Below are 23,212 nucleotides of genomic sequence, written 5' to 3'. Positions count from 1 at the left end.
CGTGTCGCCTGAGCGACCGGTGCCGGCGTCGTCCGTGGCTCCTGCCGCCGCCGTTCACGGCGCCGCCGCGCGCGGCCCGGCCTCCCCGGCCGGATCGGCGATGATCAGGCGGCCGACGTGCTCGGACAGCTCGGCCCGTGCGTCATCCGGTAGTCCTCTGTCGCTGACGACGACATGGGCCTGATCGAGACGGGCGATGGTGCTGATGCCGACCGTGCCCCACTTGGTGTGGTCGGCCAGGACGACGAGCTGCCGCGCGGCGGCGACCAGCTCCCGGTCGGTCTCGGCTTCGAGGAGGTTCGGGGTCGTGAAGCCGGCTCGGGGGGACATCCCGTGGACGCCGAGCATGAGCGTGTCGACGTTCAGGGATCGGATGGCCGTGACGGCCACCGGTCCCACGAGCGCGTCGGACGGCGTGCGCACCCCGCCGACCAGCACGATGGTCTGGTCGGTCCGGCCCGCCCGATGGAAGACGTCCGCCACCTGCACCGAGTTCGTGATGACGGTCAGCTCGGGCACCTCGACCAGATGGTGGGCGAGGGCCCATGTCGTGGTGCCGGCCGACAGCGCGACGGCGCCGCCGGGCTGGACGAGCCGGGCGGCCCGCCGGGCGATCGCCTCCTTCTCCGCCCGCTGGCGCGCCGACTTGTCCGCGAAACCGGGCTCCTCCGTGGATCCGGTGCCCGCGGCGGTCGCGCCGCCGTGGACCTTCTCGATCAGACCGCGGTCCGCCAGGACCTCCAGGTCCCGCCGGATGGTCATGTCGGAGACGCCGAGGTCGCGTACGAGCTCGGCGACGCGTACGCCACCCGTCCTGCGGACCCGCTCCAGGATCGCCTGCCGCCGTTGCTGGGCCAGCATCCCTCGCTCCTATCAACAGATTTCAACAAATTATGCCAGATAGAAGTAGCGAGCATGTTGATTCATGATGGGTCATTCGGCACGGATCCGGCTTCTCCCTTGTACGGCATGCCGGGCCGGGAGACAGTGGGGAAAAGCCGGACGAGGAAGGCGGTCCCCGGATGGGAAAGCGCGCACGTAAGTCCAAGGCACGTAAGAAGAAGAAGGCCAACCACGGCAAGCGCCCGACCGGCCGCTAGCGACACGACCCGACACGGCGAGGTCGGGGAGCGAGGCGGGCCTCGTGCCGGTACGGCTTCATGCCGAGCCGCCGCGGATGTCCACGTGATCGTCAGGGCAGGTTCTGCTCCACCCAGACGATCTTTCCGTACGGCATCGGCCGGGTGCCCCAGCGGTAGGCGAACCGCTTGATGAGCTGGAGGCCCCGGCCGGTGTCCTCGTCGGGCGCGGCCATACGCGGGGCAGGGGTCGTCTCCGAGCCGTCGACGACCTCGCACACCAGCGTCCGGCCGCGCAGCAGCCGCAACTCGATCGGTGGCCAGCCGTGTTTGAGCGCGTTGGTGACCAGCTCGCTCACGATCAACTGAGTGCTGTCCACCATGCCGGCGAGCCCCCAGGCGGCCAGGGTGTCCCGGACGAAGCGGCGGGCGTGCGCCACGAACCTCGGGTCGGCCGGCAGCGGACACGAGGCGATCTCGTCGGGGTCGAGGTTCCGTACCCGGGCCACCAGCAGTGCGATGTCGTCACGTTCGTGACCGGGCCGCTGGCCGCTGATCGTCACGTCGCACATGTCCTCGAGGTCGTCGACGGGCCTGGCGAGCAGGCGGCGCAACGCCATGATCCCCGCGTCGAGGTCACGTTCGCGGCTCTCCACCAGGCCGTCGGTGTAGAGGGCCAGCACGCTGCCCGCCGGGAGCGTCAGCTCCCGCGTCTCCAGTGGGTCGGTGCCGATGCCGAGCGGCAGCCCCGGAGGCAGGTCGATGATCTCGGTGGAGCGGTCCGGGTGCAGCAGCACCGGAGGCACATGGCCCGCCCGCGACAGCGCACAACCGCGTGTCACCGGGTCGTAGACGGCGTAGATGCACGTGGCGATCTGCGTGGGATCGAGATCCTGGCTCATCAGGTTGAGCCGGAAGAGCACCTCGTCGGGCGGCAGGTCCAGGCTCGCCAGCGTGCGCGCCGCCGTACGGAGCTGTCCCATCGTGGCGGCGGCCCGGGTCCCGTGGCCCATGACGTCGCCCACCACCAGCGCGGACCGGCACCCCGGCAGGGGGATCACGTCGTACCAGTCGCCGCCGACGCCCATCAGGTCGCTGGCGGGCAGGTAGCGCGAGGCGATGTCCATGCCGAGCGGCTGCGGCAGCTCGGCGGGAAGCAGGCTGCTCTGCAGGGTCAGCGCGGTCCGGCGCTCCCGGTCGTAGAGCCGGGCGTTGTCGATGCACACGGCCGTACGCGCGGCGAGCTCCTCTGCCACCGCGACATCCGGCTCGTCGAACGGCCGGTTGTCCGGCCGCCTGCCGAAGACCGCGCAGCCGAGCACCCGCCCCCTCGCCCGCAGGGGCACGGTGAGGAAGGAGGAGTCGGTGAGGAGCTCCATCACCGCCTCCTCGCGGTCGATGCCGGCGCCGATGACCCGGGCGCTCTCCTTGTCGAGGACGGGGTACATCAGCGGCTTGCCGCTGGCCATGCTCTGCGAGTGCGGCAGGATCGCGGAGAGGACCGTCACCTCGCCGATCGGGAAGGCCCGGATCCAGGGTTGCGGGTCCTCGACCGCCATGGCCACCGCGACCCGGCGGACGAGCGTGGTGCCGTCGACGTGGCGGAAGGGGAGCTCCCCGTCGGTCAGCAGCCGGTCCTGGATCAGGACGGCCGCCGTGTCGGCGAAGCGCGGGACCGCCACGTCGGCGAGTTCCCTGCTCGTCTCCGCCAGGTCCAGGCTGGTGCCGATCCGGCGGCTCGCCTCGTTGAGGAAGCCGAGCCGCTCGTTCGCGGAAGCGGCACCGCTACGGTGCCATTTCGCCTGATCCTTCGGGGCGGGTTCCTTGATGACGCAGTTCCGGTCCAAATCGGCTACTCCGGAGAGGGACGGTGGGACGACTGAGAATCGTATGGACTGCCACCGCGCATTTCAGCTGTTTGCGGGGAATGATCCAATCGGGTTCAGCTCGGTATGGGGCCAGGCAGCTGTGCGAGCGCCAGGTCGATCCGTTCCTGGGGGAGCGGCACGTCCTCCAGGCGACCGGCCAGGTGGCTCTCGTAGGCGGGCAGGTCGAAGTGACCGTGTCCGCACACGGCCGTCAAGATCACCTTGGACTCGCCCGTCTCGGCGCAGCGAAGGGCCTGCGCGATCGTCTCGGCGAGGGCGTGTGTGGGCTCGGGAGCCGGCACGATCCCCTCGGTCCTGGCGAAACGCAGACCGGCCTTGAAGCACTCGGTCTGGTTCTTGGCCACCGCCTCCATGAGGCCGAGCTCGTAGATGTGCGACAGCAGCGGGGCCATGCCGTGATAACGCAGGCCGCCCGCGTGGATCGGATCAGGCACGAACGTGTGGCCGAGCGTGTGCATCTTCAGCAGCGGTGTGAACCCCGCGCTGTCCCCGTAGTCGTACGCGTAGACGCCCCTGGTGAGCGAGGGGCAGGCGGCCGGCTCGACGGCGCGCAGTATCGGATCCATCCGCCCGGCCAGCTTCTCCCGCAGGAACGGGAAGGCCAGGCCGGCGAAGTTGGAGCCGCCACCGGCGCATCCGATGATCAGATCGGGTGTCTCGCCCAGCAGGGCGAGCTGCTCCAGCGCCTCCTCGCCGATGACGGTCTGGTGCATCAGCACATGGTTGAGCACCGAACCGAGGGCGTAACGGGTGTCGTCGTGGCCGCCGGCGACCTCCACGGCCTCGCTGATCGCGATGCCGAGAGAGCCGGGGCAGTCGGGATCGTCGGCGAGGATCCTGCTGCCGGCGGTCGTCACGGCGGAGGGGCTCGGATGGACGGTGCCGCCGTATGCCCGCATCAGCGACCTGCGGTAGGGCTTCTGGTCATAGGAGGCACGGACCATCCAGATCTCGCAGGCCAGGCCGTACTGCGCGCAGGCGAACGCGAGCGCGGAGCCCCACTGTCCGGCGCCGGTCTCCGTGGTCAGCCTGCGCACGCCCTGCCGCGCGTTGTAGTACGCCTGCGGGACCGCGGTGTTGGGCTTGTGGGATCCGGAGGGGCTGCCGCCCTCGTACTTGTAGTAGATCCTGGCCGGGGTGCTCAGGCTCTTCTCGAGGCGATGGGCGCGGATCAGCGGGGTGGGGCGCCAGAGGCGGTAGACGTCGAGGACGTCCTCGGGAACGGGGACGCGACGGTCCAGGGTCACCTCCTGCGCGATCAGCTCCTCGGGGAACAGCGGCAGAAGGTCGTCGGGGCCGAGGGGCCGCAACGTCGCCGGATGGAGCGGCGGAGGGGGAGGTTCGGGGAGATCGGGGAGGATGTTGTACCAGCTTCTCGGGATCTGTGACTCGTCGAGCGTGATCCTCGTCGGCTCGTTCACCATCCGCTCCTCTCCGCGCGGCTGCCGGCCTGTGCGGGTCGCCGCGGTCGTTCCGGGCACCAGTCTGAGCGGTCGCGCGATGTCAGGGAAGGGCGCCGGCCGCATCGGTTCGCACAGGCGGCCGCACGATTCCTCCCGATCGCCAGTAAACATCGTCCCCGCGGCTGAGAAAGCCCTCCTGGAGAACGTCCTGTCAGGAGGCCGCGGGTGGCCGGGGCGGAGCGGCGGTTTGTAGCCTCGGAAGGGAGAAGGGCCACGCCGGATCCGACCACCTGGAGGTCCCGTGTCCGCACGACTCGACCACACGATCATGCACAGCACCGACCGGTTCGCCTCGGCCCGCTTCCTCACCTCCCTGCTGGGAGCGCCAGAGCCCAGGGAATTCGGACCGTTCGCCACCGTCCCGCTCGCGAACGGCGTGACCGTCGACTACGCGGACTCCATCGTCGATCCCGACCACATCGTCATGCAGCATCTGGCGTTCCTGGTCTCGGAGGAGGAGTTCGACCAGATCCACGGCCGGATCGTCGAGCGCGGCCTGCCGTACTGGGGCGGCCCGCACCACCAGGAGCCGCAGGAGATCAACCACCGGCATCGTGGACGCGGCGTCTATGTGGACGACCCCGACGGTCACGCCCTGGAGTTCCTCACCCACCCCTACGTCATGGACGAGTGACCGGCCCCCGCACAGGCCGGCAGGGCACAGTCAACGGGGGCACAGGTCAACGGGGCCCAGGTCAACCGGGGGGCACAGGTCAGCCGGGGGGCACAGGTCAGCCGGCCGCGTCGGTGCGACGGTCCTGCGGCGTTCCCTCGCGGGCCGCGCGCGCTTCGATCGCGTCCAGGAGGAGGTCGACGCTGAACAGGTACGCCTCCTCGGTCTCGGGATAGAGGGATTTCGCCGCGAGAGCGGCGCTGGGGAACTGACCGGGATCGAGGGCGGCGTAAATCCGCTTCTGCTCGTCCCGGATCTCGGGAGTGGTCAGCCACGGGGAGAAGGCGGCCACGAGACCGCTGCCCACCGTGTGGTTGTAGATCGCCTGGTGGAAGTGGCCGATCTCGTTCGCCGGCACGCCGGCGCGCAGTAGCTCGCGGACGGTCCACTCGGTCAGGTGGAACAGCCGGGGCTCGTCGTCCGGCTGACGTGCCATCACTTCGGAGAGCCCTTCGTGATCGCGGTAGATCCGCCACCAGGAGATCATGAGATTGCGTAGGTTCTCCCGCCAGGTGCCGTTCGGGTCGGGCTGGGGAACGGCCACGAAGAGCTCGTCGACGAGGGCGGAGAACAGTTCCGCCTTGTCACGAAAATGCCGGTACATCGCGGTGCTGTCCACACCGAGTTCGCGGCCCAGCCGGCGGAGGGTCAAGGCACGCAAGCCGTCGGTGTCGGCTATCTCGCGGGCGGTGTCGAGGATCGTCTGCCTGTCCAACCGCCCGGTTCGACGCTGTTCCGCCTCGTTGTGCGAGGGGGGCGAGGGCCTTGTCCGGGGATTCATGTGCTCAAGCATGTCACATCAGACGCATCTGGACCGCAAGTCAGCAACGATGATGTCAGCACCGTTGACATCGGCGATGATCCGATGCCAGTCTTCCCGGAATCCCATTTCGGACCAGCACGTCCAGGGTTTTCGGACGGCTGTCTTGGAGGAAGCCCATGCGTACGGGACTCAGAACTGTCGGCGTAATCGCCATGGTGCTGCTTGCTGCGGCCTGCGGCGCCGACCCGAATGCCGGCACCGCCGGTGCCACCGGCGGCACCCAGGGCGACGCAGGATCATCAGATGTGATCACGATCGGCGCCGCGCTGAGCCTTACGGGGATTCAGGCCCCGCTGGACGAGCCCGGACTGCGCGGCGCGCAGCTCGCGGTGAAGCATCTGAACGAGCAGGGCGGCGTCCTGGGCAAGGAAATCAAACTCGTCAACCTCGACGGCAAGAGCGACCCCGTCACCGTGGGCAACAACGCCGTTCAACTGATCTCCGAAGGAGCCAAGGCGATCATCGCGCCCTGCGACTTCGACTTCGGCAGCCCCGCCAGCCGCGAGGCTCAGTCGGCCGGCCTGGTCGGGATCTCGACATGCGCGTCGTCGCCCCTCTACAACTCCGACAACCTGGGCGACAAGCAGTTCACGCTCTCGATGTGGAACACCACGATGGGAGCGGCCGGTGCGGAGTGGGCGTATACGAAGCAGGGCTGGAAGACGGCCTACGTGGTCACCGACACGTTCATCGACTACACGAAGTCCCTCAGCAAGTACTTCATCGAGACCTACAAGCATCTCGGCGGCCAGGTCCTCGGAGAGGACACCTATACCCAGGGCGACCAGAACTTCTCGGCCCAGCTGCAGCGTCTCAAGACCCTCCCGCAGCAGCCCGAGGTCATCTTCGTCTCCTCGTACATGCCGGATCTGGCGTTGATCGTCCGTGAGATCAGGTCCGCCGGGATCACCGCGCCGATCATGGGCGGCGACTCCTACGACGACCCCGAGCTCCCCAAGGCACTCGGCGACCGGTTCGGCGACGACATCTACTACGCCACCCACAGCTACCTGAGCGACCAGGCGGGCAGCCAGGTCGCGGAGTTCCTCGGTGCGTACCAGAAGGAGCACGGCAAGGAGCCGGACACCGCGATGGTCACCACCGGGTACGACGTCGTGATGGTGCTGGCCGATGCCATGAAGCGCGCCGGCTCCACCGACGGTGCGGCCGTCGCCAAGGCCATGGAGAACAACGAGTTCTCGCTGCTGACCGGAAAGCTGACCTGGAGCGAAGCGGCCAAGGGCCACGAGCCCGACAAGGAAGCCGCGATGGTGAGCGTCAAGGACGGAAAGACCGCCTTCGAGGGGTGGTTCCGACCGGGTTGGGCTCCGCAGCCGTGACCGGTGGTGAGCGGAGGAGCACTCTGGCCGTCGAGTCGGTGACCATGCGATTCGGCGGCCTGCGTGCCCTGCACGAGGTCGACCTTCAGCTGCACGCCGGGGAGATCCTCGGCCTGATCGGGCCGAACGGATCCGGGAAGACGACGCTCGTGAACGTGATCACGGGCATCCTCGCCCCCACGGAAGGCCGTGTGATCGTCAACGGCACCGTGATCAGCGGCAGGCCGCCGCACAGAGTCGCCCGGGCGGGGGTGGCCCGCACCTTCCAGTCCGTACGGTTGTTCACCACGCTGTCGGTCCGGGAGAACATCGAACTCGCCGCCGTCAGCGCCGGCCTGGGGCGCAGGGCGGCCCGGAGTTCGGCCGCCGACCTCATGGAGCGTTTCGGGATACGTCACCTCGCCGAAGCCGCCTCCGGATCACTCGCGTACGGCCAGGAGCGCATCGTGGAGATCGCTCGTGCCCTGGCCACCGGCTGCTCGTTCCTCCTCCTCGACGAACCGGCCGCCGGGCTCAACGACCAGGAGAGCGAGGCTCTTCTGGAGCGGCTGAAGGGCATCCCGGACGAGTTCGACTGCGGAATGTTGATCATCGACCACGACATGGACCTGATCATGAGGCTGTGCCATCGGCTGCACGTCCTGAACCAGGGGCAGACGATCGCCTCGGGGACGGCCGACCAGATCCGGCGAAACCCCGTCGTCATCGAGGCATATCTCGGCAGCCAGGGGGCGGCCGAGGCCGCAGCGGCTCCGACGACCGATGAGGAGGTCTGAGCCGATGCTGGCCATCAACGGACTACAGGTGCGGTACGGGGCGATCGTCGCCGTACGGGACCTGTCCCTGAGCGTGGCGGAGGGAGAGCTCGTCGCCCTGGTCGGCGCCAACGGTGCGGGCAAGTCCACCACCATGGCCGCGATCGCCGGGGTGGTGAAGCCCTCGACCGGCACCATCACATTTCTCGGGCAGTCGCTGCGGGGCAGGAGCAGCGAGGCCATCGCCGGGCTCGGGGTCGCCCTGATTCCCGAAGACCGCGGGATCTTCCCGAGTCTGACCGTCGAACAGAACCTCCGGCTCGGGGCCTACCTGCGACGTGGGCAGAAGGACCTCGGCAAGGACTTCGCGAGTGTGTACCGGCGATTCCCCATCCTTGCCGAACGGGCCAAACAAGGGGCCGGGACGCTCTCCGGCGGTGAGCAGCAGCAGCTGGCCATCGGCCGCGCCCTCCTGTCGCGGCCGAAGCTGCTCATGCTGGACGAACCGTCGCTGGGCCTGTCTCCGACCATGGTCGACCGCATGTTCGAGCTCATCGACGAGCTTCACCGTGACGGGACCACGATCCTGCTGGTCGAGCAGAACGTCCGCCGCACCCTCGAGATCGTCGATCGTGCCTACCTCCTGACCAACGGCAGGCTCACCGCCAGCGGCACCCCCGAGCAACTCCGCCAAGAGGTGGACATCGCCGGCGCCTACATGGGGGGCCGGGCGGCAGCGGCGGGAGACATCTCGGAAGGGAGGACGGGCTGATGCAGACGTTTCTGCAGTTCATCCTCAACGCTCTCAGCCTCGGCAGCATCTATGCCCTGATGGCGCTCGGCCTTGTGATCGTCTTCGGCATCCTCCGGCTGGTGAACTTCGCATATGGCGAATTGATCATGGTCGCCGGTTATGCCTGGTTCGCGTTGCAGGGCCCGGGGTGGCCGTGGGTGCTGCTGGCCGTCGGTGCGGTGATCGCCGCGGGCGTCGTCAGCGTGCTGACGGAACGCGTCGCCTTCCGGCCGGTGCGCTCCGATTCCTTGAACGCCATGCTGGTGACCTCGTTCGCAGTGAGCACACTGCTCCAGAACTCGGCACTTCTGCTGGTGTCGCCGCGTGCCAGGGCCGTGGAGGTGCCCTCGGTGCTGAACAACAGCATCGAGTTCGGCGGTCTGCGCCTGGGCGTCAACGACCTCGTCACCATCGTCGTCTGCGGCGCCGTGCTGCTGGCGCTGGGCGCCTTGCTTCGCCGTACCACCCTGGGAATCGCGTTGCGCGCGGCGGCCGACGACTTCCGGATGCTGCGCCTGCTCGGCGTACGTGCCGACAAGGTCATCGCCACCGCGTTCGCGATCAGTGGCGTACTCGCGGGTGTGGTCGGCGTGCTGTGGATCACCCGGATCGGCGCCGTGACCCCGACCGTGGGCGCGGCGCCTCTGCTGATCGCTCTGATCGCCGTCGTCGTCGGCGGCATGAACGGCCTGGCAGGGTCGATCGTCGGCGGCTATCTGCTGGGGACCCTGACCGTCGGGCTCCAGTTGTTCCTCCCGCAGGAGGTGCTCGCGTTCCGGGACGCATTCATCTTCGCGGTTGTCATCATCGTCCTGGTGCTCCGCCCCCAGGGCCTCGTCAAAGGCCGCTATTCGGCGGAGAGGGTGGCCTGAACATGAACCACCTCCACGGCATCGTGCGCAGCAACCGGTCGATGCTGCTGTTCCTCGGGCTCTTCGCTCTGATCGCCGTGGCGACGCAGCTGTCGGGCGTTCCGCTCATGCAGCGCATCGTCACGGTCATGATGATCAACCTGATCCTGGTGTTGGGGCTTCAGGTCTTCATGGGCAACTCCGGGTTCCTGTCGTTCGTGCACATCGGGTTCATGGGGATCGGCGCCTACACGTCGGCGCTCCTCGCCATGCCCGTGCGGGCCAAGTCGGCGGCGCTGCCCACGCTGTATCCGTTCCTGGCCGACATCCAGTTGCCGTTCCTGCCGGCGGTCCTGCTCGCCGCCCTGGTCGCGGCGCTGGTGGCGGCGATCTTCGGGTATCCCCTGATGCGTCTGTCGGAGTCGGCCGCCGCGATCGCATCGTTCGCGATGCTGGTGATCATCCATGTCGTCCTGTCCCAGTGGAGCGCCGTCACCAACGGTCCCCGCACCTTGTTCGGGGTGCTGCGCTACACCGATCTGATGACCGCCGCCATGTGGGCGCTCGTGATCATCGCGGTCGCCTACCTCTTCAAGCGGTCGACGCTCGGACTCAAACTGCGGGCGTCCCGCGACAATATCCACGCGGCCTACAGCCTGGGCATCAACGTCGTCGTGGTGCGCTGGATCGCCTTTGTGATCAGCGCGGCGATCTGCGGACTCGCGGGCGCGCTGTGGGCCCACTTCATCACGTCGTTCGCGCCCGGAGCCTTCTATCTGGCCCAGACCTTCGTGGTGTTGACGATGCTCATCGTCGGCGGGCCCCGCACCGTCTCCGGCGCGGTCGTGGGCGTGCTCGCGGTGACCGCCGTGCACGAGGGGCTCCGGCACGTGGAGAACACTCTCAACACCGGCGGGAGCCTCCCGTTCCAGGTCGTGGGCCTGACGGAAGTGCTGCTCGCCGCGGCGCTCATCGTGATGCTCGCAGTCAGGCCCGGAGGTCTGATCCAGTCGGGCGAGGCCGGCTCGCCCAAGGCCCGAACCGTACCCCCGCAACAGTCCGCCCACGTCGCCGCTGAGGAGGCATCGTGACAGAGACCGCCATGGTGACGGTCGATTTCGAGATCGACGAGGAGTTGCCGCCCTCGCAACTGATCTATACGTTCGGCGGGCACGCGCCCGTCATGTCACTGCGACCGGGCACCCTGCTGACGACCTCGACCCGAGACTGCTTCGCCGGTCTCGTGCGCAGCACCTCGGATCTGCCGTCCATGGTGTGCGACCCGAGATTCCTCAACCCGCAGACCGGACCGTTCTACATCGAGGGAGCCGAGCCCGGCGACACGGTCGCGGTGCACTTCGTCAGCATCGAACCCCGCTACACGTGGGGGGTCAGCACGACCGTGCCGCTCTTCGGGGCGCTGACCGGCAGCCGTGACACAGCGCTGCTGCACCCCCCGCTCCCCGAACTGACGTGGATCTACGATCTCGATCGGGAGGACCGCCTGGTGCACTACCAGGCCCTCGACAGTGATCTGCGCGTTCCGCTGCCGTTGGATCCCATGCACGGCACGGTGGGCGTGGCACCGCCTCTCGGCGAGGTCCGTTCGTCCCTCACCCCCGGTTCATGGGGCGGGAACATGGACACCCCGGAGATGCGGGCGGGCGCCACCTGTTATCTGGGGGTGAACGTGGAAGGCGCGCTCCTGAGCTTCGGCGACGGCCACGCGCGGCAGGGCGAGGGCGAGACCTGTGGTGTCGCCGTCGAATGCGCGATGGACTCGGTGATCATTGTCGACCTCATCAAGGGGTCGGACACGCCGTGGCCGCGGATCGAGACCGACGACTATCTCATGACCACCGGCTCGGCGAAGCCGCTCGAGGACGCCTTCCGGATCGCCCACACGGAGATGGTCCGCTGGCTGATGGAACTGCTGGAGCTCTCCGAGATGGACGCCTATCAACTGCTCTCCCAGACGGCGCTCAGTCCTGTGGCCAACGTGTGCGACACGGTCTACACGATGGTCTGCAAGGTGCCGAAGCGGCATCTGAGGGAGCTCTCGACGGCGTACAGCGGCAAACACGGGGAGCTGCGGAGCCTGGCGAAGGCGTGGGCGAGCTGATCGTCAGGCGGTGATCCTGCCCTGGCCGGCGTGCCGGCCAGGGCTTCAGCCGTGCCCCGGCGGCTCCGGGTGGCCGCGCAGCGGCCGCTCCGCCGAGATCGGCCGGACCTTTCGCAGGTCAGAGCAGTCGGGGCGACAGGATTTGAACCTGCGACTTCTTGCTCCCAAAGCAAGCGCGCTACCAAGCTGCGCCACGCCCCGTCTCGTCGAGTGCGCGAACGCTCCGGGACTCCGGTACGCTTACGCCCTGACGACCGGATGAAGTCTAAACCAGATGGACGCCGGGCGCGCGCGGACGTAGCTCAATGGTAGAGCCCCAGTCTTCCAAACTGGCTACGCGGGTTCGATTCCCGTCGTCCGCTCTCAAGGCGAAAGGCCAGGTCATCCCGTACGGGAAGCCTGGCCTTTCCGATCTCCACCTGGTTTTGATGATCTTTTGTGTCACCTACGTGCCACATCATGTTCGATCTTCGTCGTCGCTCAATCCCAGTGGTTGAACAGCAGTTCGCCGAGGGTCTGGGGCTTCCAGTAAGCGATCTGGCGGCGTTCCGCCCTGTCGAGGCCGGACATATCGATCAAGCTGATAGGCATGTTCAGCTCGGTCGAGGTCAGAACCTGGAAAGCGTCCAGGGAGCGTAACGCTTCTTCAAGGCAGACACGGCCATCGCCGAAAATCACGCCGTAGCCGTCGCCGAAGATCACACGGTCAGCCGAAACCTGGGCGATCGCAAGGACCGGTAGGTGCATGTGACCGAGCACTGCGGCGATGGACTCGCCGCGCCGGATCACTGCTGTGCGGAAGTCGGGCGTGACCTCCGGCCGCCTGATCTCCAGAACCCTGCCGTGCACAAGCCGGGCAGCCTCGTAGCACACCGAGGCGAAAACCTGCGCATCTGTCAAGGGCAGCGGCTCGGATCTGAAATCTCGGAATCCCGTCGCACCTCGCGGCAAGCGACTCGGATCCAGACCTCGCTCGGTCGCCATCGACGCTCCCAGGGGGCGTCAGGTTCGGGCGGAGCCGCGCAGGAGAGCCCACACGGCCTTGCCGCCGTGGTCGAGGGGGTCCCATCCCCAGGCCTGGCTGTACGTCTCGACGATGTAGAGGCCTCGTCCGTGTTCGGAGACGAAGTCGGGTTCCTTCGGCGCAGGGACGCGGTCGCTGGGGTCGGAGACGGCCAGCAGGACGTGCGGTGCGACGTGGAGCAGCACCAGCGTGATCGGGTGATCGCTCCATTCGCCGACCGGATACCGAGCGTAGCGCACGGCGTTCGTCACGAGTTCGGAGACGACGAGCGACGCGTCCTCGCTCAGCTCGGGCAGGCCCCATTGTCGCAGGGTGGTCCGGGTGACCTCGCGTGCTCGACCGACGGAGTCGGCCTGGGGCCGCAGCGGACACGTCCTGGTATCGGACTCGCTGGCCGTACGAAGGAACCAGCCGAATCCCGTCTCATGGATCATGGAACCGGCGGACCCGGGCTTCTCCGACATGCCGCCCGTACCTCCCGCTGGCCCGTCTCCATGGCTTGGCGCATATGTGACCCAATATGCACCCAGCCATGATGGAACAGGCACCATCCCCCATGCAAGCCCCAAATGCACGTGCACCTGGCGTGTGCAAATGCACAGATTGAACTTTCGGGGCGTGTCGCAGGGTGACGGGGATGAGACCTTGTCAATTGGGCCGGAACTGGTGACACTGTGTGGGCTGGGGGTGGTGTCGTGCGAGCCTTCCCTTGGCGGCACGAGTGGTACGCAGAGGGCCGGGCTGAGAGGGAGGCGTCGTGATGCAGATCCAACCCGGATCGGGCCCGACGGCTCTCCGCATCCTCCTGGGGGCGCAGCTCCGCAGGCTCAGGGAGGACAAGGGCGTCTCCCGCGACGAGGCCGGGCAGTACATCCGCGGCTCGGAGTCCAAGATCAGTCGGATGGAGTTGGGCCGGGTCAGCTTCAAGGAGCGCGACGTCGCCGACCTCCTCACCCTCTACGGGGTGGAGGGCGAGGAGACGCGGGCGGCCGTGATGGGCCTGGTCGAGCAGGCCAACGAGCCCGGCTGGTGGCACCGGTTCAACGACGTGCTCCCGGGCTGGTTCCAGACCTATGTCGGGTTGGAGGAGGCCGCCTCCCGCATCCGCACCTACGAGGTTCAGTTCGTCCCCGGCCTGCTGCAGACCAAGGAGTACGCGCGTGCCGTCATCACGGCCGGCGCGGTCGGCGCGGCCCCCGAGGAGATCGCCAGGCGGGTCGACCTGCGCCTTGAGCGTCAGCGCATCCTGGACGGCGGCGACGGCCCGTTGTTCTGGGCGGTGATCGACGAGGCGGCGCTGCGGCGGCCGATCGGCGGCGTGGACGTGATGCGCGGCCAGATCCAGCACCTCATCGACCTGATGAATCAGCCGAACGTGACGATCCAGGTCATTCCGTTCAGTCACGGAGGGCACGCCGCGGAAGGCGGAGCCTTCAGCATTCTGCGGTTCGCCGACCCGGAGCTTCCCGACATCGTTTACGTTGAGCAACTCGCCAGCGCCCTCTACCTGGACAAACGCGAGGAGATCGATCGCTATACCGAGGTCATGGAGCGATTGTGCGCCGTGAGCACGACCCCGGCGGAGACCGTGGATCTGCTCCGGCGGATCGTCTCCGACCTATGACAGCCCCGTGGGTGTCGCTGCCAGGCACCGGTCTGTTCTAGACTGCCCTTGGCGCTGGACACCCGCCACAGTCGAGCATGCCTAAGCGGTTACGCCCTGGCGGGCGGTAGTCTCTGTGCCTCTCACGTGGGCGCGGCGCGCGTTTGCTGTGCCGCGGTTGTCGTGCACTAAGCGCCCGCGATCACCAGATGCTGGATCAAGGAGACCACCCCGTGAAGACCGCTGTCGAGGAGCTCAGCCCTACCCGGGTCAAGCTCACCGTCGAGGTGCCGTTCAAGGAGCTCGAGTCGAGCCTGCAGGCCGCGTACAAGAAGGTCGCGCAGCAGGTGCGTGTGCCCGGGTTCCGTCCCGGCAAGGTGCCGGCCCGGATCATCGAGCAGCGCTTCGGCCGCGCGGTGGTTCTCGAGGAGACCCTGAACGACGCCCTGCCCAAGCTGTACGGCCAGGCCGTGGACGAGACCGACGTCTTCCCGGTCAGCCAGCCGGAGATCGAGGTCACCAAGCTCGAGGACGGAGAGCAGGTCGAGTTCACCGCCGAGGTGGACATCCGCCCGGCCTTCGACGTGCCCGACTTCGCCGGCCTCGAGGTCGTCGTCGGCGCGGCCGAGGTGACCGACGAGGACATCGACGCCCAGCTCACCGGGCTGCGCCAGCGCTTCGCCACGCTGACCGGGGTCGAGCGTCCGGCCGCCACCGGCGACTACGTCGTGATGGACCTGCGGGCGGAGATCGACGGCAAGAACCTCGACGAGCAGCAGGCCGCCGACGTCTCCTACGAGGTCGGCGCCGGCTCGGTGCTCCAGGGGCTGGACGACGTGCTCCAGGGCATGTCCGCCGGCGACGAGAAGACCTTCCGCACCACGCTCGTCGGCGGCGAGAACGCCGGCGAGGAGGCCGATGTGATCATCACGGTCAAGTCGGTCAAGGAGAAGGTGCTGCCCGAGCTGGACGACGACTTCGCCCAGCTCGCCAGCGAGTTCGACACGCTCGACGAGCTGAAGGACGGCCTGCGTGGCCAGATCCGCCGCAACAAGCTGATCGAGCAGGTCATGGAGAGCCGCGAGAAGGCCCTCGACGCGCTGCTCGAGAAGATCGACATTCCGCTGCCGGAGAGCGCGCTCACCGCGGAGGTCGACGCTCGCAAGCACAACCTCGATCACGAGATCGCGGAGAGCGGCCTCAGCCGCGAGGCCTACTTCCGCCTCTACCAGACGACCGAGGAGGAGCGCTTCGCCGAGTACGAGCGGAACGCGGCCAAGGCGCTGAAGGCGGGCTTCGTCCTCGACAAGATCGTGAAGGCCGAGGACCTCGGGGTCAGCGAGCAGGAGCTCACCGACTTCGTGGTGCGCCGCGCCATGCAGCTCGGCGTCGCCCCGAACACGCTGGCCCAGCACCTCGCCGACAACAACCAGCTCCCGCTCGCGATGATGGAGATCGTCCGGGAGAAGGCCAAGACCATCGTGGGTGACGCCGCCAGCGTGAAGGACGAGGCGGGCAACGTCGTCGACCTCAAGGCCATCTACGCCGAGCTCAACCCCGAGCAGGAGCAGGTCGGGGCGGAGCAGGCCGGGGACGAGCCGGAGCAGCCCGCGGAAAGCTGAGTTTCCGGCTCTCGCCGAAATTTCGGTGGTCGTGCTCCGGTAAACGCCGGCCGACCAGGTTGATCGGGTTAACCCCCGACGCGCTTCGGTGCGTCGGGGGTTTTCTCGGCTATTTCAGGGTAAATTCCAGTAAATTTCTTGCCGTACGCCGCCCGGCCATCCGGTCAGACAGGCATGACCTGGGCATTCGTACGACATCCTGCGGGTGCGCGGCGACGGGAAAGACCGCCGCGAACACCCGCCCGTTCCGACGAGACGGGGAACCTGCGCCGACAGCGAACAGCACGGTGAGGAGGCATGACCTGTCGGCGGCGCGCGTTAAGGTCACAAGCAAAGCCAACCGATTACGACGCATTGGAAGGTGACGCTGTGACCAGCCCGCCGACCTTCTTCCCGTCTACAGGCTCCGGTTTCGAGGCCCGGGGCCGTGAGGAGGGCCCGACCCGCCTCGAAGACCAGCTCTACCAGCGGTTGCTGCGGGAGCGCATCGTGGTGCTCGGGACCCAGGTGAACGACGAGGTGGCCAACCGGCTCTGCGCCGAGCTCCTGCTCCTGGCCGCGGACGACCCGGACCGCGACATCTGGATGTACATCAACTCCCCGGGCGGCTCGGTGACGGCCGGCATGGCGATTTACGACATGATGGAGTATGTGCCGAACGACGTCTGCACGGTCGCGATGGGACTGGCCGCCTCGATGGGGCAGTTCCTGCTCTGCGCCGGCGCACGCGGGAAGCGGTACGCGCTGCCGCACGCGCGCATCATGATGCACCAGCCGTCGGGCGGCATCGGCGGTACCGCTGCGGACGTCGCGATCCAGGCCGAGCAGATGCTGTATGTGAAGAAGACGCTCGCCGAGCGCATCGCCTTCCACACCGGGCAGTCGCTCGACCAGATCGAGCGTGACTCCGACCGCGACCGCTGGTTCACGGCCGAGGAGGCCAGGGACTACGGCTTCATCGACCATGTCGTGCGCAGCGCACGCCAGGTGCCCTCCGAGGGCGCCGTCTCATGACTGGAGCTTTCCAAGTGAGCGAGCTGATCCGGCCGGGAGACATCAACGGCCGCTACGTACTTCCCTCCTTCGTCGAACGCACGTCGTACGGCGTGAAGGAGATGAACCCGTACAACAAGCTGTTCGAGGACCGCATCATCTTCCTCGGCGTCCAGATCGACGACGCCTCGGCGAACGACGTGATGGCGCAGCTGCTGACGCTGGAGTCGCTGGACCCGGACCGCGACATCAGCATGTACATCAACTCCCCGGGCGGGTCGTTCACGGCCATGACCGCGATCTACGACACGATGCAGTTCGTCCGCCCGGAGATCCAGACGGTCTGCCTGGGCCAGGCGGCGTCGGCCGCGGCCGTCCTGCTGGCCGGCGGCACCCCGGGCAAGCGCTTCGCGCTGCCGAACGCCCGTGTCCTGATCCACCAGCCCTATACCGAGGGCGGGGGCCAGGGGAGTGACATCGAGATCCAGGCCCGTGAGATCCTGAGGATGAGGTCGCTGCTCGAGGAGATCATCGCGCGGCACTCGGGCAAGGCGCCCGACGACGTCCGCAAGGACATCGAGCGCGACAAGATCCTCAGCGCGGAGGAGGCGAAGGCGTACGGGCTGGTGGACGACATCATCCCGTCCCGGAAGAAGCGCGCGGCGGCGATCGCTGCTTCCTGAGGAGTTGCCGCACCGGAACGGGTCCCAATTGGGCACGTTCCGGTGCGACTCGCCGCCAGGGGGCTCACTGAGGGCCCAGAAGACGGTAACGTCGAAACCTGAGCGGGATGACGTTTTCGCACCGGAGCCAGACCGGGTGCGGACGGAAGCGACCGCGGCGGCAGGGCGGTCCCACGCAAAGGAGTATCTGGGGTGGCACGCATCGGCGACGGGGGAGACCTGCTCAAATGCTCGTTCTGCGGCAAGAGCCAGAAGCAGGTCAAGAAGCTCATCGCCGGACCAGGCGTCTACATCTGCGATGAGTGCATCGATCTCTGCAACGAGATCATCGAGGAGGAGCTCTCCGAGTCCTCCGAGCTCAAGTGGGACAATCTTCCCAAGCCGCGCGAGATCTTCGAGTTCCTCGATGCGTACGTCATCGGCCAGGACAAGGCGAAGAAGGCCCTGTCCGTGGCGGTGTACAACCACTACAAGCGCGTCCAGTCCGGCGAGCGCTCTCGTGACGACGGCCTGGAACTGGCGAAGTCCAACATCCTGCTGCTCGGCCCGACCGGCTCCGGCAAGACCCTGCTGGCGCAGACCCTCGCCAGGATGCTCAACGTGCCGTTCGCCATCGCCGACGCCACCGCGCTGACCGAGGCGGGGTACGTCGGGGAGGACGTGGAGAACATCCTCCTCAAGCTGATCCAGGCCGCCGACTACGACGTCAAGAAGGCCGAGACCGGCATCATCTACATCGACGAGGTCGACAAGATCGCCCGCAAGAGCGAGAACCCGTCGATCACCCGGGACGTCTCCGGCGAGGGCGTCCAGCAGGCTCTGCTGAAGATCCTGGAGGGGACGACCGCGAGCGTGCCGCCGCAGGGCGGCCGCAAGCACCCGCACCAGGAGTTCATCCAGATCGACACCACGAACGTGCTGTTCATCTGCGGCGGGGCCTTCGCCGGTCTGGAAAAGATCATCGAATCGCGGATCGGCAAGAAGGGCATCGGCTTCAACGCGATCATCCGGTCCAAGGAGGAGATCGACGCCGCGGACATCTTCTCCGAGGTGATGCCGGAAGACCTGCTGAAGTTCGGCATGATCCCCGAGTTCGTCGGCCGGCTTCCGGTGATCACATCGGTGCACAACCTGGACAGGGAAGCGCTGATCCAGATCCTCACCGAGCCGCGCAACGCGCTGGTGAAGCAGTACCACCGCCTGTTCGAGCTGGACAACGTCGAGCTGGAGTTCACCGACGACGCCCTGGAGGCGATCGCGGACCAGGCCATCCTGCGCGGCACCGGGGCACGCGGACTGCGGGCGATCCTGGAGGAGGTCCTCCTCTCGGTGATGTACGAGGTGCCCTCCCGACAGGACGTGGCCCGGGTCGTCATCACCCGCGAGGCCGTACTGGAGCATGTGAACCCGACCCTCGTGCCGCGTGACCAGCTCCAGGCCAAGCAGCAGCGCACCCCGAGAGAGAAGTCCGCATAGCGATCAGGCCGGCCGGAAGCGGCCGGCTCTCAGAGACGTGTACGGCGACGCGCTGCCGACGAGACGGTACAGAGGGCGGCCGGACATCCCTAGAATTGGGCATCATGACAACGCCTGAGCTGCCTACCCAGTACGCGCCCGCCGATGTCGAGACCCGTAGTTACGAGCGCTGGGTATCCGAGGGGTATTTCACCGCTCACGCGGGCAGCGGGCGTGAGCCGTACAGCATCGTGCTTCCTCCGCCCAACGTGACAGGCTCGCTGCACGTCGGGCACGCGCTCGACCACTCCATCCAGGACGCGCTCACCCGTCGCGCCCGCATGCGGGGCTTCGAGACCCTGTGGCTCCCCGGCATGGACCACGCCGGCATCGCGACCCAGAACGTCGTCGAGCGCGAGATGGCCAAGGACGGCCTCTCCCGCCACGACCTCGGCCGCGAGGCCTTCGTCGAGCGCGTCTGGCAGTGGAAGGAGGAGTCCGGCGGCCGGATCCTCGGCCAGATGAAGAAGCTCGGCGACGGCGTGGACTGGTCACGCGAGCGGTTCACCATGGACGAGGGCCTGTCCCGGGCGGTGCAGACGATCTTCAAGCGGCTGTTCGACGACGGGCTGATCTACCGCGCCGAGCGGATCATCAACTGGTGCCCGCGCTGCCTCACCGCGCTGTCCGACATCGAGGTGGAGCACACCGAGGACGACGGCGAGCTCGTCTCGATCCGGTACGGCTCGGGCGACGCGGAGATCGTGGTCGCCACCACGCGGGCGGAGACCATGCTGGGCGACACCGCCGTGGCCGTCCACCCCGCCGACGAGCGCTACGCCCACCTGGTGGGCAAGCAGGTGGAGCTGCCGCTGACCGGGCGGCTCATCCCGATCGTGGCCGACGAGCACGTGGACCCGGCGTTCGGCACCGGCGCCGTCAAGGTCACCCCCGCCCACGACCCCAACGACTTCGAGATCGGGCGGCGTCACTCGCTGGAATCCATCGTGATCATGGATGAGCGGGGTGTCATCACGGCGCACGGTCCGTTCGAGGGGCTCGACCGGTTCGAGGCACGGCCCGCGGTGGTCGACGCGCTGCGCGAAGAGGGCAGGATCGTCGCCGAGAAGCGGCCGTACGTGCACTCGGTCGGCCACTGCTCCCGCTGCAAGACGGTGGTCGAGCCGAGGCTGTCGCTGCAGTGGTTCGTCAACGTCTCGCCGCTCGCCAAGGCGGCGGGCGACGCCGTCCGCGACGGGCGCACCAGCATCCACCCGCCGGAGATGGCCAAGCGCTACTTCGACTGGGTCGACGACATGCACGACTGGTGCATCTCCCGGCAGCTGTGGTGGGGCCACCGCATCCCGGTCTGGTACGGCCCCAACGGCGAAATGGTCTGCGTGGGCCCGGACGAGGAGCCGCCGGCCGGATTTGAGCAGGACCAGGACGTGCTCGACACGTGGTTCTCCTCGGGCCTGTGGCCGTTCTCCACGCTCGGCTGGCCCGACGCCACGCCCGAACTGGCCCGCTTCTACCCGACCACGGTGCTCGTCACCGGCTACGACATCCTGTTCTTCTGGGTCGCCCGCATGATGATGTTCGGGCTGTACGCGATGGACGGGCAGCCGCCGTTCCGTACGGTGGCGCTGCACGGCATGGTCCGTGACCAGTTCGGCAAGAAGATGTCGAAGTCGTTCGGCAACGTCGTCGACCCGCTCGACTGGATCAGCCGCTACGGCGCCGACGCCACCCGGTTCACGCTGCTGCGCGGGGCCAACCCCGGATCGGACGTGGCGATCAGCGAAGACTGGGCGGCCGGATCGCGTAACTTCTGCAACAAGATCTGGAACGCGACGCGGTTCGCCCTGATGAACGGCGCCGTTTCGGACGGCCTGCCGGAGCGGCTCACCGCCGCCGACCGGTGGATCCTCTCCCGCCTCCAGGCGGTCGTCACGTCGGTCGACACGGCCTTCGAGAACTTCGAATTCGCCAAGATCTCCGACGTGCTCTATCACTTCGCCTGGGACGAGGTCTGCGACTGGTACGTCGAACTGGCGAAGGTCCAGATCTCCGCCGGCGGCGAGGTCGCCGAGAACACCAAGCGTGTCCTGGGCCATGTCTTCGACGCCCTGCTGCGGCTGCTGCACCCCCTGATCCCGTTTGTGACCGAGGAACTGTGGCGGGCTCTCACCGGCGGCGAGTCCATCATGATCGCTCCCTGGCCGACCGTCTCGGCCGAGCTGGCCGGAGACGCCGCCGCCGAGCGGGAGATCGCATCGGTCCAGGAACTGGTCACAGAGGTGCGCAGATTCCGTTCCGACCAGGGCCTCAAGCCCGGACAGCGCGTGGCCGCGCGGCTGTCCCTGGCCGGTACGGCTCTCGCCCCGCACGAGACGGCCATCCGATCGCTGCTGCGGCTCGAAGCTCCCTCCGAGACCTTCGCCGCGACGGCTCGGCTCGCCGTCGGGGCGGTCCTGGTGGAGATCGACACCGCCGGCGCCATTGACGTGGCGGCCGAGCGGAGAAGGCTGGAGAAGGATCTGGCCGCGGCCCGCAAGGAACACGCCCAGGTCACCGGCAAGCTGGCCAACGAGCAGTTCATGGCCAAAGCACCGGAGAACGTCGTCGCCAAGGTGCGCCAGCGGGCCGCTCAGGCCGTAGAGGACATCTCCCGCATCGAGTCCCAGCTCGCCGCACTGCCGTCCTAGCCAAGACACGCGAGCACCCGAGCACCCGAGCACCCGAGCTTTCCAGTCACCTGAGCCCTCCGGCCACCCGAGCCGAGCCACCGGGGTCTACCGGTGTGAGGGTTCCGGTCTCGGTGATCTCGGAGCTCGGGTGTTTGTGGTTTGGGGCTTGTGATTTGGGGCTCGCGGTGGGTTGGGGCTTGCGCTTTTGAGGTGCGGTCTGTGCGTGGCTGAAGCCGGTGGGTGCTGAGGCTGGTGGATGCTGAGCTGGGTGGGCGCGGTCGGAGGCTGGGCGGGCGCGGTCGGAGGCTGGGCGGGCACGGTCGGCGCGGGAACGGGCGGGTCCTCCGGCCGGCCGTGATAGTTGCGCTCTGGTGAAAGAGGCCTCCGGCCTCCCCGGGCGCGGTGGTCTCTGGCACGGTCTTAAGCCGGCCGGAGGACCCGCCCGCTCCCGCGCCTTGCGGCCGTGAGCATTGCCAGGCCGGTGTCTCCGTCAAGTCCGTCGGCTGTCCTCCCCTCACCAGGTTTAGAGACCTGCTCCACAGGGAAGTAGAGCAAGTTAGCCACTGCACCCCTGAGGGGGTGCTACTCTTCTTGGGCGCGGTAAGCCCGGTGTGCCTCGATCCCCTTGGGGAGAACGGCTGCTAGGCTCTCCGCGACTCCTCTTCCTTAACCGAATTTCGGCATGCGTTCTGTCGCGATTCGACGGGACTGCGAAGTTCGGGTAAGTTGGAGGGGCTCCGGAGACGGAGCATAAAAATTCCGGCGAGTGACGGAATTCATGTCGAATAGTCTCGAGCGAGACGATTTGACAAGAAAACAGTAGCTCGCCAGAATAGAAATACAACGAAATGGTCTGAACGCCCCGGATCCTTGGATCGGCTTGCCGGCTGGTTCGGGTGGTGGTGTACGCGTCCGTTTCTTGAGAACTCAACAGTGTGCTAAAAGCCAGTGCATTTTGAATGCATGACCCCGTCCTCGCATGCCTCTGTGGGGTGTGTGGGACGGATTCCTTTGATCGACACCCTTTCGGTCGTGTGCCGGGGGTGTTGGCTGGGGTTTCTTTTCAGACATTGTTTGGAGAGTTTGATCCTGGCTCAGGACGAACGCTGGCGGCGTGCTTAACACATGCAAGTCGAGCGGAAAGGCCCTTCGGGGTACTCGAGCGGCGAACGGGTGAGTAACACGTGAGTAACCTGCCCCTGACTCTGGGATAAGCCTGGGAAACCGGGTCTAATACCGGATACGACCATCTTCCGCATGGGATGGTGGTGGAAAGTTTTTCGGTTGGGGATGGGCTCGCGGCCTATCAGCTTGTTGGTGGGGTGATGGCCTACCAAGGCGACGACGGGTAGCT

General features: G+C 67.3%; 20 protein-coding genes, 2 tRNA genes and 1 rRNA gene. 16 read left to right on the top strand and 7 right to left on the bottom strand.

All coding sequences use genetic code 11. The features are described 5' to 3' along the window. Window positions 1-54 precede the first annotated feature (54 nt). Window positions 55-861: a DeoR/GlpR family DNA-binding transcription regulator gene (locus tag AP234_RS00270; RefSeq protein WP_055477475.1), complete on the bottom strand. Its 807-nt coding sequence runs from the start codon at window positions 859-861 to the stop codon at window positions 55-57. 161 nt (window positions 862-1,022) lie between these two features. Between AP234_RS00270 and AP234_RS39340 the strand changes: the two genes are divergently transcribed. Next, entirely contained in the window at window positions 1,023-1,100 is a 78-nt protein-coding gene (locus tag AP234_RS39340; RefSeq protein ID WP_370027834.1) for a 50S ribosomal protein bL37, read from the top strand. Window positions 1,101-1,192: 92 nt separating this feature from the next. Here the strand turns inward: AP234_RS39340 and AP234_RS00265 are convergent, their stop codons facing one another. Both AP234_RS00265 and AP234_RS00260 read right to left on the bottom strand, forming a co-directional pair. Then, window positions 1,193-2,926, bottom strand: coding sequence for a SpoIIE family protein phosphatase (locus tag AP234_RS00265; RefSeq protein WP_055477474.1), 1,734 nt, complete (start codon window positions 2,924-2,926; stop codon window positions 1,193-1,195). 95 nt (window positions 2,927-3,021) lie between these two features. Then, window positions 3,022-4,392, bottom strand: a complete 1,371-nt coding sequence (locus AP234_RS00260; protein ID WP_152990146.1) for a TrpB-like pyridoxal phosphate-dependent enzyme — start codon at window positions 4,390-4,392, stop codon at window positions 3,022-3,024. Between the two features lie 280 nt (window positions 4,393-4,672). On the opposite strand from AP234_RS00260, the gene AP234_RS00255 reads away from it, so the two are divergent. Next, window positions 4,673-5,065 (top strand): VOC family protein, encoded by a 393-nt coding sequence (locus AP234_RS00255; protein ID WP_055477473.1) that lies wholly within the window; start codon window positions 4,673-4,675, stop codon window positions 5,063-5,065. 97 nt (window positions 5,066-5,162) lie between these two features. Here the strand turns inward: AP234_RS00255 and AP234_RS00250 are convergent, their stop codons facing one another. Beyond that, complete coding sequence (locus tag AP234_RS00250; RefSeq protein WP_160330347.1) at window positions 5,163-5,885, bottom strand: TetR/AcrR family transcriptional regulator; 723 nt, start codon at window positions 5,883-5,885, stop codon at window positions 5,163-5,165. Between the two features lie 158 nt (window positions 5,886-6,043). Between AP234_RS00250 and AP234_RS00245 the strand changes: the two genes are divergently transcribed. The 6 genes from AP234_RS00245 to AP234_RS00220 are packed head-to-tail and all read left to right on the top strand — an operon-like array spanning window position 6,044 to window position 11,788. Then, a complete protein-coding gene (locus tag AP234_RS00245; protein WP_235557886.1) occupies window positions 6,044-7,267 on the top strand; it encodes an ABC transporter substrate-binding protein in 1,224 nt (407 codons plus the stop codon). Window positions 7,268-7,311: 44 nt separating this feature from the next. Continuing rightward, a complete protein-coding gene (locus AP234_RS00240) occupies window positions 7,312-8,043 on the top strand; it encodes an ABC transporter ATP-binding protein (protein ID WP_055478154.1) in 732 nt (243 codons plus the stop codon). A gap of 4 nt (window positions 8,044-8,047) precedes the next feature. Further along, a complete protein-coding gene (locus AP234_RS00235; protein ID WP_055477470.1) occupies window positions 8,048-8,794 on the top strand; it encodes an ABC transporter ATP-binding protein in 747 nt (248 codons plus the stop codon). Then, window positions 8,794-9,687 carry a branched-chain amino acid ABC transporter permease gene (locus AP234_RS00230; protein ID WP_055477469.1) on the top strand — a complete coding sequence of 298 codons (894 nt, stop codon included), beginning with the start codon at window positions 8,794-8,796 and terminating at the stop codon, window positions 9,685-9,687. The genes AP234_RS00235 and AP234_RS00230 overlap by 1 nt, the downstream gene beginning before the upstream one ends. A 2-nt stretch (window positions 9,688-9,689) precedes the next feature. Further along, a complete protein-coding gene (locus tag AP234_RS00225; protein WP_055477468.1) occupies window positions 9,690-10,757 on the top strand; it encodes a branched-chain amino acid ABC transporter permease in 1,068 nt (355 codons plus the stop codon). Continuing rightward, on the top strand, window positions 10,754-11,788 hold the full coding sequence (locus tag AP234_RS00220; protein WP_235557885.1) for an acetamidase/formamidase family protein: 1,035 nt from the start codon (window positions 10,754-10,756) through the stop codon (window positions 11,786-11,788). Before AP234_RS00225 ends, AP234_RS00220 begins: the two co-directional genes overlap by 4 nt. A 127-nt stretch (window positions 11,789-11,915) precedes the next feature. Here AP234_RS00220 and AP234_RS00215 read toward each other — a convergent pair. Then, a tRNA-Pro gene (locus AP234_RS00215) sits at window positions 11,916-11,989 on the bottom strand. Window positions 11,990-12,079: 90 nt separating this feature from the next. Here AP234_RS00215 and AP234_RS00210 point away from each other — a divergent pair. Then, window positions 12,080-12,150: transfer RNA gene (locus tag AP234_RS00210), tRNA-Gly, on the top strand. A gap of 118 nt (window positions 12,151-12,268) precedes the next feature. Here AP234_RS00210 and AP234_RS00205 read toward each other — a convergent pair. Together AP234_RS00205 and AP234_RS00200 are read right to left on the bottom strand one after the other, a co-directional pair. Beyond that, window positions 12,269-12,772, bottom strand: coding sequence for a hypothetical protein (locus AP234_RS00205; protein WP_063842708.1), 504 nt, complete (start codon window positions 12,770-12,772; stop codon window positions 12,269-12,271). A gap of 18 nt (window positions 12,773-12,790) precedes the next feature. Beyond that, entirely contained in the window at window positions 12,791-13,276 is a 486-nt protein-coding gene (locus AP234_RS00200) for an ATP-binding protein (protein ID WP_055477466.1), read from the bottom strand. Between the two features lie 293 nt (window positions 13,277-13,569). Here AP234_RS00200 and AP234_RS00195 point away from each other — a divergent pair, with 293 nt between their 5' ends. The 7 genes from AP234_RS00195 to AP234_RS37730 all read left to right on the top strand — a co-directional run. Then, window positions 13,570-14,436 carry a helix-turn-helix domain-containing protein gene (locus AP234_RS00195; RefSeq protein WP_235557884.1) on the top strand — a complete coding sequence of 289 codons (867 nt, stop codon included), beginning with the start codon at window positions 13,570-13,572 and terminating at the stop codon, window positions 14,434-14,436. 212 nt (window positions 14,437-14,648) lie between these two features. Further along, a complete protein-coding gene (gene tig / locus AP234_RS00190; protein ID WP_055477464.1) occupies window positions 14,649-16,037 on the top strand; it encodes a trigger factor in 1,389 nt (462 codons plus the stop codon). A 369-nt stretch (window positions 16,038-16,406) separates the two neighbouring features. After that, a complete protein-coding gene (locus AP234_RS00185) occupies window positions 16,407-17,051 on the top strand; it encodes a ClpP family protease (protein ID WP_055477463.1) in 645 nt (214 codons plus the stop codon). A 14-nt stretch (window positions 17,052-17,065) separates the two neighbouring features. Then, window positions 17,066-17,713: an ATP-dependent Clp protease proteolytic subunit gene (locus tag AP234_RS00180; protein ID WP_055477462.1), complete on the top strand. Its 648-nt coding sequence runs from the start codon at window positions 17,066-17,068 to the stop codon at window positions 17,711-17,713. 192 nt (window positions 17,714-17,905) lie between these two features. After that, window positions 17,906-19,189: an ATP-dependent Clp protease ATP-binding subunit ClpX gene (gene clpX / locus AP234_RS00175; protein WP_055477461.1), complete on the top strand. Its 1,284-nt coding sequence runs from the start codon at window positions 17,906-17,908 to the stop codon at window positions 19,187-19,189. Between the two features lie 104 nt (window positions 19,190-19,293). Next, a complete protein-coding gene (locus AP234_RS00170; protein WP_055478152.1) occupies window positions 19,294-21,876 on the top strand; it encodes a valine--tRNA ligase in 2,583 nt (860 codons plus the stop codon). 1,053 nt (window positions 21,877-22,929) lie between these two features. Beyond that, window positions 22,930-23,212: ribosomal RNA gene (locus tag AP234_RS37730) — 16S ribosomal RNA — on the top strand; the annotation flags it as partial.

This window comes from Sphaerimonospora mesophila, assembly GCF_001417795.1.
GTDB lineage: Bacteria > Actinomycetota > Actinomycetes > Streptosporangiales > Streptosporangiaceae > Sphaerimonospora > Sphaerimonospora mesophila.
Note: the sequence above shows the minus strand (reverse complement) of the source record. Positions and strands in the feature narration are given on the sequence as shown.